Raw genomic sequence first — 11920 nt, 5'->3', positions numbered from 1 at the left:
ATTGCGCTACCTGAAAATTCAATCGCGTAACCTGTACCACCTGCCGTACCAATCTCACGAATGATCGCAAGTACGATATCTTTAGCAGTAACACCTTTTGGTAAATCACCATCCACAATAATATTCATAGCTTTGGATTTTTTCTGTACTAAGCAACACGTTGCCATTACATGTTCAACTTCACTTGTACCAATACCAAAAGCCAATGCACCAAATGCACCGTGAGTTGCGGTATGAGAGTCACCACAAACAACAGTCATGCCAGGTAATGTTGCGCCTTGTTCTGGACCAACGACATGCACAATACCACGGCGAATATCACCAACAGGGAAGTAAGTGATACCAGCTGCGCGTGCATTTTGATCTAATGTATCCACTTGCAAGCGAGAGATTGGATCTTCAATCGTCGTAAATCCTGGCGTTGTTGGTGTGTTGTGATCAGGTGTTGCGATGATGGAGTTTTTACGCCACAGCTCACGATTTGCAAGGCGAAGTCCTTCAAAAGCTTGTGGGCTTGTGACTTCATGAATGATGTGTCTATCTATGTATAACAATGCAGTACCATCTTCTTCGGTACGCACAACGTGGGCTTCCCACAATTTATCGTAAAGCGTTTTGGCCATTTTAAAACCACCTCTAAATTAAACATCCTAAAATGGAAACAAGGTAAGGTAAGTTTGCTATGATAATCCCCTGCAACAAACCTTAATTTATTTTATGCAAATTAATTTTGCTTGAACTTGACATCATAATATGAATTGTATGGAAAAAGAAACTCTTTGGGTAATTAAAATCGGTAGTGCGATGATTACGAATGGTGGCGTTGGTATTGATTATTCTTTATTGGATGATTACGCCGCGCAAATCGCAAATTTACAATCTAAAGGCTATAAGATTGTGGTTGTTTCATCTGGCGCTGTGGCTGCAGGTATGAAACGATTAGGGTGGAGTGAACGACCGAAAGAACTAAGTGAGCTACAAGCAGCTGCGGCTGTTGGGCAGGCAAAATTAGTGGAAGCATGGCAAACAGCATTACAAAAATACCGCTTAACTGCAGCACAAGTATTATTAACCCATGATGATGCTTTGGATAGAACTCGTTATTTAAACATTCGTGCAACTTTGAATGCTTTGATCAATCACAATGTAATTCCTATCATTAATGAAAATGACACAGTATCTTATGATGAAGTTTGTATCGGTGATAATGATACGTTAGGTGCATTGGTTGCGAATCTAATCGAAGCAGATACCTACATTATTTTGACAGATCAAAAAGGTCTGTATAACAAAGATCCTCGTAAAAATAGTGATGCGCAATTATTAAGCAAAGTTCGTGCTATGGATCCTTCTTTGTTAGATATGGCAAGCCCAGAAGGCGGAAGTTTGGGCAAGGGTGGCATGTATACGAAAGTGAAAGCTGCACAAAAAGCTGCAACTTCAGGCACAGAAACATATATTGTTTATGGTAAATCCGAAGATGGTTTACTAAAAGTTGCGGCAAGAGAAGAGATTGGTACACAGTTTGAGCCAGAGCATACAACGATGGCGGCTAAAAAACGTTGGATATTGAATCAAGTACACGTATTTGGCAAGGTTGTGGTGGATGAAGGTGCTGAAAAGGCATTAATAGTGCATAAAAAGAGTTTGTTACCCATTGGTGTGATCGATGTCAAAGGCTCTTTTCAGCGGGGTGATATTATCTCTTGTGTCAATGTGAAAGGCGAAGAACTTGGTCGAGGATTATGTAACTATAATTCAGAAGAGGTAAAGTTGCTCTTGAAAACAGCATCGAATGACATCATTAATAAGTTGGGTTATGTGATTTCAGAAGAGCTCATCCATAGAAACAATTGGGTATCACATCAATAGGTTCTTTTTAATGTTAAAATACGTTAAAATGCACTGTTAATTTATATTTTTACTATATAGAAGGAAAGCCATGTTTGGTGCGATTGCAAAAAAGATTTTTGGAACTCGAAATGACCGTTTGGTCAAAGATGCTTTCAAAATCGTTAAACAAATTAATGCATTAGAACCTACGATGCAAGCAATGTCTGACGAAGCATTACAACAACAGACAGTTAAATTTCGTGAACGTATCCAAGAAGGTACTTCTTTAAATAAATTGTTACCAGAAGCATTTGCAACCATTCGTGAAGCAAGTACGCGTGTTTTAGGTTTGCGTCATTATGATGTTCAGATGGTGGGTGGTATTACACTTCACCAAGGTCGTATTGCTGAAATGCGTACCGGTGAAGGTAAAACATTAGTGGCGACATTGGCTGTGTATTTGAATGCTTTAGAAGGTAAGGGCGTTCATGTTGTGACAGTGAATGACTACTTAGCAAAGCGTGACGCAAATGATATGGGGCGTTTGTATACATGGATGGGATTAACCGTTGGTGTGATTGTATCCGAACAAGGTCCTGATGAGAAAAAAGCTGCTTACAATTGTGATATTACATATTGTACTAATAACGAAATTGGCTTCGATTATTTACGTGACAATATGAGTTTTCAGCCAGAACAGAAGGTACAACGTCCTTTAAACTTTGCTGTGATCGATGAGGTGGATTCAATCTTAATCGATGAAGCGAGAACACCGTTAATCATTTCAGGCCCAGCAGAAGGAACAGCAGAGCTTTATCAAGCGATTAATTTAGTTGTGCCACATCTAGTGAAAGCTGATGAAAATGGTGAGAATGACTTCACAATTAATGAAAAAGATCGTCAAGTATTATTGACAGAGGTTGGCCATGAACATGCGGAAGATTTATTGGTTCAAGCGGGCTTATTAAAAGAAGGTGAAAGCTTATATGATGCGAATAATTTGAAGCTTTATCATCATTTAGATAGCTGTTTACGTGCGCACCATTTATTCCGTAAAGATGTGGATTATTTGATTAAAGATGGTGAGATTGTTATCGTCGATGAGCATACAGGTCGTACATTAGCTGGGCGCCGTTGGTCAGATGGTTTGCATCAAGCGATTGAAGCAAAAGAAGGCGTGCAAATTAAGCCTGAAAACCAAACAATGGCATCCATTACATTCCAAAACTTGTTCCGTATCTATAAAAAATTATCAGGTATGACAGGTACGGCAGATACTGAAGCACCAGAATTATTAGAAATCTATGGTTTGGAAGTGGTTGTGATTCCAACTAATAAACCAATTCAGCGTAAAGATTATGGTGATTTGATTTTCTTAACACAAAGAGAAAAATACGAAGCCATTATTAAGGATATTGTACGTTGTCGTGAAGCAGGCCAGCCTGTTTTAGTCGGTACTGCATCAGTAGAAGTTTCCGAGTTGATTGCTAAAATGTTGGATGAGCGTCAAATTCCTCATGAGGTATTGAATGCAAAACAGCATGAAAGAGAAGCTTATATTGTGGGTGCGGCAGGTCAGCCAGGAGCGGTAACAATTGCAACGAATATGGCAGGTCGTGGTACAGATATCGTCTTAGGTGGCAACTTTGCTATGGAATTGGAAAGCCATCCAGACGCATCTGAAGCGGAGAAAGCTGCATTAAAATCGGAATGGCAGAAACGCCATGATAAAGTTTTAGCAGAAGGTGGTTTGCATATCATTGGTACAGAGCGCCATGAATCTCGCCGTGTGGATAATCAGTTGCGTGGTCGTTCTGGTCGTCAAGGTGACGTTGGTTCTTCTCGTTTCTATTTATCTTTAGAAGATAACTTGATGCGTATTTTTACATCGCCATCAGCTTACAATATGATGAAGAAATTGGGCATGGGCGACGGTATTCCATTAGAGCATAAATGGATCAGTCGCTCGATAGAAAATGCTCAGCGTAAAGTAGAGGGCCATCACTTTGAAATGCGTAAGAACTTATTGCAATACGATAATGTTGCTAATGACCAGCGTAAAGTCATCTATCAACAACGTGATGATATATTGGCTGCGACTGATGTTGGTCCTGCTATTGATGCGATTCGTGAAACTGTATTCCGTGATTTAGTTGCAAAACATATTCCACCACAATCTTTCCCTGAGCAATGGGATATGGAAGGCTTGGAAGAGAAATTATCTCGTGATTTCTTGATGGATGTGAAATTAGCAACTTGGTTAGAAGAAGATCAAGAGTTGGATGATCAAAAAGTTGTGGATCGTTTGATTGCTATGAACAAGCAAGCTTATCATGATAAAATTTTCGTTAAAATGCCTGATTCTGAGGAAGAAATATCAATTGTTGATCCAGATAACTTTAAAGCATTTGAAAAAAATATATTGCTTCAATTGTTAGATAGTAATTGGAAAGATCATTTGGCAGCGATGGATTATTTGCGTCAAGGAATTCAGTTACGTGCTTATGCGCAAAAGCGCCCAGAGCAAGAGTATAAGAAAGAAGCTTTCAGTATGTTTGAACATATGTTGGATCGCATTTATTACGATACAATTGTTTACTTAAGTCGCCTAAAAATTGAACTCCCAGCTGTAACAGAAGATCAAGAAGTGAGCTTGTTGCCAGAAGATAGTGATGAAGCTGATGCAAGTGAATTGTTGATGAAGCGTACATTCAGCGATGCAGGTGAAATTAAAGATCAAGGGTTTGATTTCTCATCAGTTGGTCGTAATGATGACTGTCCATGTGGTTCAGGTAAGAAGTATAAACATTGTCATGGTAAGTTGAATTGATGCTTTAATTAAGTGCAAAATAATGAATGAAAAATCCTACATTTTGTAGGATTTTTTTTAGCATAATCATAATTCATTTTATTCGTAATTGTTTTATTTTTATTTATTTGTATATATAATTATATTTTTGTAAATATTCAAGGTAGTAATTATGCCTTTATCACCTAATTTTTTCATTATCACAAGTGACAATGGTTTTTCTAAATTAGTAGAGAATTTTAATATAGCATCAGAGGGGTTAGCACACCGTGTTATAGATGTTAATGCTAATACAATAAGATTGTTGCCAAGACAAATGAATGAGTTATTGAATGATCTAAATTTTGAGTTTTATAATTATTCTAAAGAATTTAAGAGCTATCAAGGGTTATCAACAGTTTATTATTTATCCCTAATTTTTGGTAGAAATTTTATAAAAAATGGGGAGAGAGTAACTAAAATTAAAGGATTTGCAAATGCTTTGTTGTATCAGCAGATTTTAAAGCATTTGTTGGGGCTTAATGAGGAATTGGTTTTAGTTAATACTCATCAAGTGAGCTCTAATTATCAGCGTTATGTGGATGATGTTGCCTCAAGCTTATTGGAAGCATTAAAACCTGTAGATGAATTGGGGATTCAGCAGATTAAAGCGTTGAGGGGCTCTATCGAGCACATATTAGTATATTTGAAGAAGCGAAGTAAGATAGTAATTAAATAAGTTGATAATCATGAGATATAAAAAAAGCCCTAAATAGGGCTTTTTTTGAGGAGCTTAAATTAAGCTACAATTGCTTTGATTCTTGCATTTAAGCGGCTAACCAAACGTGCTGCTGTTTTCTTGTGAAACAAGCCTTTGTTTGCTGCGCGATCTAAAACGCCTTGTGCTTTTTTCAAAGCATCTTTAGCTGCTTCTACGTTGTTTTCTTGAATAGCTTTCAATACTTTTTTAACGTAAGTACGAGTCATTGAACGGTATGAAGCGTTTGCTAAACGGTGTTTTTCCGCTTGGCGTACGCGTTTTCTTGCTTGAGCTGAGTTTGCCAAAGGTATTCTCCAAATATAACCAATAGTTTAAACAATATAAGACGCAACATTATCTTGCTTTTTAGTATAAAAGTCAATCATGCTCAGCATTAAAATGCTAGCTAATGTTACCTTCTTGAAGTGATTTTACGATCATTGCGTTATTATAGCTTGTTCTGATAATTAATGTAAAAATGTTATGAAAATAAAAAAGAGCCAATAATGATTGGCTCTTTCATAGTATTAATGCATTGAAATTAGAAGCCAGGTAAGATGCTACCTTGGTATTTCGTTTCAATGAATGATTTCATTTCTGGTGAATTCAATACTTTCATCAACTTCTGCACGTTCTCTTTATCTTTATTTTCTGCTTTTACAGTTACAATATTTACATAAGGAGAGTTCTTATCTTCAATGATTAATGCATCTTTTAATGGGTTTAAATCTGCATCTAGCGCGAAATTTGTATTGATCAATGCTAAATCTACTTCATCAATTGCTTTAGCTAACATTGGAGCTTCTAATTCAAGAAAAGATAAATTTTTTGGATTCTCTTTGATATCAGCAATCGTAGATAAGATATTGCTTGGATCCTCTAACGTAATGACACCATTGTTATGTAGTAAGATGAGGGCACGTCCACCATTTGTAGGGTCATTTGGAATCGCAATTTTACCGTTATTAGCGATTGCTTTAACATCAGTCACTTTTTTAGAATAACCGCCTAATGGTTCTAAATGAACGCCACCAACAGGAACTAATGTTAAGTTATTTGCTTTGTTAAATTCATCCAAATAAGGTTTATGTTGCATGAAGTTTGCATCCACCTCACCCTCATCAAGCATTAGATTGGGTAAAACATAATCTGTTACAACCACAACATCAATTTTAAAATCAGGTGCTAATGTTTGAGCGTGCTCTAAAATTTCTGCGTGTGGTACAGGTGTTGCTGCGACTTTAATTGAATCTTGCGCATTTGCCAAAAATGGTAATGCAGAGAGAATTAAGGCTGATGCTAGTTTTTTCATGCTATGACTCCTTACAGTAATCCTAAATAGTTATTATTTTCGAGTTAATCGGCGCATAAATGTATCGCCAACTAATTGAATAGTTTGCGCGATAATAATAATAATTACAATCACAAAATTTGTAATTTCAGGTTGGTTGCGATGGAAACCAAATCTTGTGGCTAAATCACCTAATCCGCCTGCGCCAACAACACCTGCCATTGCAGTAAATGATAATAGTAATATACCTGTAATTGTTGCGCCTGCGATGATGCTTGGGCGTGCTTCTCTTAATAAAACTGAGAAAATAATCTTATGTAAGGGGGTTCCCATGCTAACAGCAGCTTCAATAACGCCACGATTAACTTCACGTAAGGAGGTTTCAACAAGTTTAGCGAAGAAGGGGATTGCGCCAATGGCTAATGGGATGATCGCACCTTTTACACCAAAGGATGTGTTCACTAATAGCTTTGTGTAAGGTAATAGGTAGATAATCAATATTAAGAAGGGGATAGAGCGCAATACATTGGTGAAAATGGAAAGCACGGGGTAAACTATCTTATTTTGTAATAATTGTTTCGGACTTGTTAAATATAATATGACACCTAAAATAATGCCAAAAATAGTTGTTAATGCCCATGATGCCATTAACATTTGTAATGTTGCTTCAGTTGCATCCCAAAGCATATTAACTTTGACTTTAGGAAAACTGTCTTGAATTAAACTTTGTAGGGCGCTGCTGGCCCATGCCTTGAAATCTGTATACATAATTTATAAGTTGACCGCTAATGTATGAATGTTTTTGGCTGAAAATTCTTTTAAAGCATTACTTTGCGCTTCTTCACTACCATTGAGAGCCACTAATAATTGCCCATAGGGAAGATCTCTAATATAGCTAATATTACCAGATAGAATAGAGAAGTGGACACCTGTGGATTTAATGATATCGCTTAAGTGCGGATGGTATGAATCTTCTCCTGAGTAAGTGATTTGATACAAATTCGCATCCTTCATTGCACTGGTTTTTAGGTGAGCTTTTAGTTCATCATAGTGGCTATTATCTAAGATGAATTCTTTTGTGACATAATGTTGAGGATTGAGAAATACTTCTTCAACAGGTCCCATTTCAACGATTTGACTTGCATGAATGACACCAACTTTGTGGCAAATTTTGCGAATAACTTCCATTTCATGGGTAATTAATACGATTGTCAAACCTAATTTTTGGTTGATATCACGCAATAATTCTAGAATAGATTGTGTTGTTTGTGGGTCTAATGCTGAGGTTGCTTCATCACATAATAAAACTTTGGGGCGGTTTGCTAATGCTCTAGCAATACCAACACGTTGCTTTTGCCCACCTGATAATTGTGCAGGATATTTATTGGCATGTTCTGTCAAGCCAACTAATTCTAATAATTCATCTACACGTTTTTTTATATCAGATTTTGATAGTTTTTCTAAACGTAGTGGAAAAGCAATGTTATTGAAAATAGTTTGGCTATCAAATAAGTTAAAATGCTGAAAAATCATGCCAATTTTTCTACGTTCATGCATTAATTCTTTTTTATTGAGTTGAGTTAACTTAATGTTATCTAGAATAACCTCGCCGGAAGTTGGTTTTTCTAATAGATTGAGACATCGGATTAATGTACTTTTACCTGCACCAGAATGACCAATGATGCCAAAAATTTCACCTGCTTCTATGGTAAAAGAGATATTTGATAATGCAGTCACTGGCCCTTTGGATGAGGGATAAGATTTTGATATATTTTCTAATTTGATCACGATAGTTGAACTTTAGTGAATAAAAGATAGTGCACAATCTAGCACAATAGTGCTTGGAATTGAAATTTATGATATTAGTTTTTAGTAGAAACTAAAAAAGCAACCTTGCGGTTGCTTTTAAAATAAAGTTAAGCTGTATTATTTAATACGTGCTTCTTTATATAAAACATGTTTACGAACAACTGGATCATATTTCATGAACTCTAATTTTTCAGGAGTTGTTCTTTTGTTTTTTGTAGTCGTGTAAAAGTGACCTGTTTCAGCAGATGACACTAACTTGATTTTTTCTCTGATACCTTTTGCCATGATAAAGCTCCTTAGATTTTCTCACCACGTGCACGCATATCTTTAAGAACAGCATCGATACCTTTCTTATCGATAGTTCTTAAACCAGCAGATGTTACGCGTAATGTTACAAAGCGCTGTTCGCTTTCTACCCAAATACGATGTGAGTGAAGATTTGGTAAAAAACGACGGCGAGTTTTATTGTTTGCGTGAGAAACATTGTTCCCAACAGCAGGTGCTTTACCAGTGACTTGACAAACTTTACTCATAATTAAAATAACCTATTTCAATAAAATAAATTCTTTGAGGAACGCAAAAACCGTTCCTTAAAAACAGACACGTCATTATACTTATTTGAAAAAAATATGCAATATAACGACTAACTAAAATCAGAAGGAACTTTTGCTTTGCTAGCTGCGACTTCTTTATCAATCATGCCAGCTTTAACAAGCTGTTGTAAGTGCTGATCTAGTGTCTGCATACCAAATGATTGACCTGTTTGGATAGCGGAATACATTTGAGGAATCTTATCTTCGCGGATAAGGTTTCTAATTGCATTCGTTCCCATAAGGATTTCCCATGCAGCAACTCGCCCGCCACCTTTTTTCTTTAATAGTGTTTGTGAAACAACTGCTTGTAAAGATTCTGATAGCATTGAACGAACCAAAGGTTTTTCCCCTTCTGGGAATACATCAATGATGCGATCAATTGTTTTTGAGGCGGATGTTGTATGAAGTGTGCCGAATACCAAGTGACCTGTTTCCGCAGCAGTTAATGCTAAACGAATAGTTTCTAAGTCACGAAGCTCACCCACCAAGATAACGTCTGGATCTTCACGAAGTGCAGAGCGAAGTGCATTGTTAAAGGACAATGTATCTCTATGAACTTCACGTTGATTGATCAAAGATTTTCTAGGTGTATGAACAAACTCGATTGGATCTTCAACGGTTAAAATATGGTAAGGATGATGTTTGTTTAAGTAGTCAATCATTGCGGCTAACGTTGTTGACTTACCTGAACCTGTTGGTCCTGTTACCAATACTAAACCACGGGGAACGGAAACCATCTGTCTAAAAATTGCTGGCATACCTAACTCATCCATAGACTTAATATTGTTAGGAATAGTTCTGAAAACTGCACCGACGCCACGATTTTGATGGAAAGCATTCACCCTAAAACGAGAAAGGCCAGGAACATCTACTGAAAAGTCAGCTTCTAATTCAGCATCGAATGTTCTACGCTGTGTGTCGTTCATAATTCCATAAATTAAATCATAAACTGCGTCGTTATTCATTGCTGGTGCATTGATGCGTGTTACATCGCCATCAATACGCAAGAGTGGCGGTAATCCTGCTGATAAGTGTAAGTCTGATGCTCCAGACTTAACAACAAATGTTAATAAATCAGTGATGTTCATATCCGTTCTCGTTTGGTTTTTTTAATAAAATGATTTTAATATTCTAAATGACAAAAGCGAATCAGTCTAATTTAGCATTTGATTTAAGTCTATTAATAATCTCTTTATAATTGTTTTGAGTGAAAATAGCACTACCTGCGACGAAGGTATCTGCGCCGGCCTTAGAAATTTCAGCGATATTATCTGCATTAACGCCACCATCAATTTCTAAGCGAATTTCTTTTCCGCTATCATCAATCATTTTTCTTAATTTTACTAGTTTATCTAGAGCGGATGGGATAAATTTTTGCCCCCCAAAGCCAGGATTAACACTCATTACTAAGATCATATCGAGATAGTCCCAAACATGTTCTAAAATATGTACAGGTGTTGCAGGGTTTAAAACTAAACCTGCTTTACAGCCGTGAGATTTAATTAATTGTAATGAGCGGTCAACATGCAATGAAGCTTCTGGGTGGAATGTAATGTAGCTTGCACCTGCTTTGGCGAAGGATTCAATCATGCGATCCACAGGAGAAACCATTAAATGTACATCGATGGGTGCTGTTACGCCATAATCACGCAATGCCTTGCAGATCATTGGGCCAAATGTTAAGTTTTCAACATAATGGTTGTCCATTACATCAAAGTGAATAATATCAGCGCCAGCATTCAATACTGCATTGACTTCTTCGCCCAAGCGAGCGAAATCAGCGGATAAAATAGAGGGGGCGATCCATGGTGTTTGTTTCATGTGATTAACCTTTAATTTTTGTCAATGTTTCATCGATAGCTTGAATTGTAGTATCTAAATCTTCGTATGTATGTGCGCTAGATAAGAAACCTGCTTCAAAAGCACTTGGTGCTAAGTAAACACCACGGTCTAATAAACCATGATAGAATTTTTTAAAGAATTCTACATCGCTTGTCATTACATCTTTATAGGTATTTACAACACGATCTGTGAAGAATAGGCCAAACATGCCGCAAACATGATTAATGTGTAATGGTTGGTTATGTTTTGCGAATACTTTTTGAATACCATCCATTAAATAATCTGTTTTAGCTTTTAGATCTTCATAGAAGCCCTCTTCAGAGATTAATTCTAGTGTGGCGATACCGGCAGCCATTGCAACAGGATTGCCTGATAATGTACCAGCTTGGTAAACAGCACCATTTGGTGACATGTGCGCCATGATTTCGGCTTTACCACCGAATGCGCCAACTGGCATGCCGCCGCCAATTACTTTGCCGAATGTTGATAAATCAGGTGTGATGCCATATAAGCCTTGCGCTGAGTGTTTATGTACACGAAAACCTGTCATGACTTCATCCATGATGAATACAGAACCTGCTGCCGTACAGCAATCACGAATTGTTTGTAAAAATTCTTTAGAAGGTGGAATGCAGTTCATGTTGCCTGCAATTGGTTCAACGATTACACAGGCAATTTCATCACCATATTTTGCAAAAGCTTCTTTTAATTCTTCAGGATTGTTGTATTCCAATACGATTGTATGTTGTGTTAAATCAGCAGGAACGCCTGGGGAAGAAGGTTCTGCAAATGTTAATAAACCCGAACCTGCTTTCACTAATAATGAATCTGAATGGCCATGATAACAGCCTTCAAATTTAATGATTTTGTTTCGGTTTGTATAACCACGTGCTAAACGGATTGCACTCATAGTTGCTTCTGTGCCTGAGCTAACCATACGTACACTATCCATTGAAGGAATGATTTCTAGTACTTTCTTAGCCAATACTGTTTCTGAAACAGTT

Annotated in this window: 13 protein-coding genes; 3 read left to right on the top strand and 10 right to left on the bottom strand. The window is 37.0% G+C overall.

Features of this window, described 5'->3' with window-relative positions; all coding sequences use genetic code 11:
• The coding region (locus BZK14_RS09060; RefSeq protein ID WP_245831272.1) for an aconitase family protein at positions 1 to 623 on the bottom strand (623 nt) is incomplete at its 3' end.
• Between the two features lie 139 nt (positions 624 to 762).
• On the opposite strand from BZK14_RS09060, the gene proB reads away from it, so the two are divergent.
• From proB to BZK14_RS09045, 3 genes are all read left to right on the top strand, one after another.
• Entirely contained in the window at positions 763 to 1872 is a 1110-nt protein-coding gene (proB, locus tag BZK14_RS09055; RefSeq protein ID WP_077926185.1) for a glutamate 5-kinase, read from the top strand.
• Positions 1873 to 1942: 70 nt separating this feature from the next.
• Positions 1943 to 4663: a preprotein translocase subunit SecA gene (gene secA / locus BZK14_RS09050; RefSeq protein ID WP_077926184.1), complete on the top strand. Its 2721-nt coding sequence runs from the start codon at positions 1943 to 1945 to the stop codon at positions 4661 to 4663.
• A 151-nt stretch (positions 4664 to 4814) separates the two neighbouring features.
• The gene (locus BZK14_RS09045; RefSeq protein WP_077926183.1) at positions 4815 to 5360 is read left to right on the top strand and encodes a hypothetical protein; all 546 of its coding nucleotides are present in this window, start codon (positions 4815 to 4817) and stop codon (positions 5358 to 5360) included.
• A gap of 59 nt (positions 5361 to 5419) precedes the next feature.
• Here BZK14_RS09045 and rpsT read toward each other — a convergent pair whose 3' ends face one another.
• From rpsT to hemL, 9 genes are all read right to left on the bottom strand, one after another.
• Positions 5420 to 5686 (bottom strand): 30S ribosomal protein S20, encoded by a 267-nt coding sequence (gene rpsT / locus BZK14_RS09040; RefSeq protein ID WP_077926182.1) that lies wholly within the window; start codon positions 5684 to 5686, stop codon positions 5420 to 5422.
• A 236-nt stretch (positions 5687 to 5922) separates the two neighbouring features.
• Positions 5923 to 6693: a MetQ/NlpA family ABC transporter substrate-binding protein gene (locus BZK14_RS09035; RefSeq protein ID WP_077926181.1), complete on the bottom strand. Its 771-nt coding sequence runs from the start codon at positions 6691 to 6693 to the stop codon at positions 5923 to 5925.
• 33 nt (positions 6694 to 6726) lie between these two features.
• A complete protein-coding gene (locus tag BZK14_RS09030) occupies positions 6727 to 7440 on the bottom strand; it encodes a methionine ABC transporter permease (RefSeq protein WP_077926180.1) in 714 nt (237 codons plus the stop codon).
• Positions 7441 to 7443: 3 nt separating this feature from the next.
• A complete protein-coding gene (locus BZK14_RS09025; protein WP_077926179.1) occupies positions 7444 to 8460 on the bottom strand; it encodes a methionine ABC transporter ATP-binding protein in 1017 nt (338 codons plus the stop codon).
• Positions 8461 to 8598: 138 nt separating this feature from the next.
• Entirely contained in the window at positions 8599 to 8766 is a 168-nt protein-coding gene (gene rpmG, locus BZK14_RS09020) for a 50S ribosomal protein L33 (protein WP_077926178.1), read from the bottom strand.
• An 11-nt stretch (positions 8767 to 8777) separates the two neighbouring features.
• Positions 8778 to 9014 (bottom strand): 50S ribosomal protein L28, encoded by a 237-nt coding sequence (gene rpmB, locus BZK14_RS09015; protein ID WP_008315714.1) that lies wholly within the window; start codon positions 9012 to 9014, stop codon positions 8778 to 8780.
• 110 nt (positions 9015 to 9124) lie between these two features.
• Positions 9125 to 10162: a type IV pilus twitching motility protein PilT gene (locus BZK14_RS09010; protein ID WP_077926177.1), complete on the bottom strand. Its 1038-nt coding sequence runs from the start codon at positions 10160 to 10162 to the stop codon at positions 9125 to 9127.
• A 61-nt stretch (positions 10163 to 10223) separates the two neighbouring features.
• Positions 10224 to 10895, bottom strand: a complete 672-nt coding sequence (rpe, locus tag BZK14_RS09005) for a ribulose-phosphate 3-epimerase (RefSeq protein ID WP_077926176.1) — start codon at positions 10893 to 10895, stop codon at positions 10224 to 10226.
• A gap of 4 nt (positions 10896 to 10899) precedes the next feature.
• The coding region (gene hemL / locus BZK14_RS09000) for a glutamate-1-semialdehyde 2,1-aminomutase (protein ID WP_077926175.1) at positions 10900 to 11920 on the bottom strand (1021 nt) is incomplete at its 5' end.

Origin of the sequence: Wohlfahrtiimonas larvae, assembly GCF_002006755.1 — a bacterium.
GTDB classification, from domain to species: domain Bacteria; phylum Pseudomonadota; class Gammaproteobacteria; order Cardiobacteriales; family Wohlfahrtiimonadaceae; genus Wohlfahrtiimonas; species Wohlfahrtiimonas larvae.
The sequence above is the reverse complement of the archived record's forward strand: the minus strand, read 5'-3'. Positions and strand labels throughout refer to the sequence as shown.

Bases quoted from the DNA above. Each gene is read 5' to 3' on its own strand.
- proB (WP_077926185.1), top strand. From the start codon at position 763: ATGGAAAAAGAAACTCTTTGGGTAATTAAAATCGGTAGTGCGATGATT.
- secA (WP_077926184.1), top strand. From the start codon at position 1,943: ATGTTTGGTGCGATTGCAAAAAAGATTTTTGGAACTCGAAATGACCGT.
- BZK14_RS09045 (WP_077926183.1), top strand. From the start codon at position 4,815: ATGCCTTTATCACCTAATTTTTTCATTATCACAAGTGACAATGGTTTT.
- BZK14_RS09035 (WP_077926181.1), bottom strand. From the start codon at position 6,693: ATGAAAAAACTAGCATCAGCCTTAATTCTCTCTGCATTACCATTTTTG.
- BZK14_RS09030 (WP_077926180.1), bottom strand. From the start codon at position 7,440: ATGTATACAGATTTCAAGGCATGGGCCAGCAGCGCCCTACAAAGTTTA.
- rpmG (WP_077926178.1), bottom strand. From the start codon at position 8,766: ATGGCAAAAGGTATCAGAGAAAAAATCAAGTTAGTGTCATCTGCTGAA.
- rpmB (WP_008315714.1), bottom strand. From the start codon at position 9,014: ATGAGTAAAGTTTGTCAAGTCACTGGTAAAGCACCTGCTGTTGGGAAC.
- BZK14_RS09010 (WP_077926177.1), bottom strand. From the start codon at position 10,162: ATGAACATCACTGATTTATTAACATTTGTTGTTAAGTCTGGAGCATCA.
- rpe (WP_077926176.1), bottom strand. From the start codon at position 10,895: ATGAAACAAACACCATGGATCGCCCCCTCTATTTTATCCGCTGATTTC.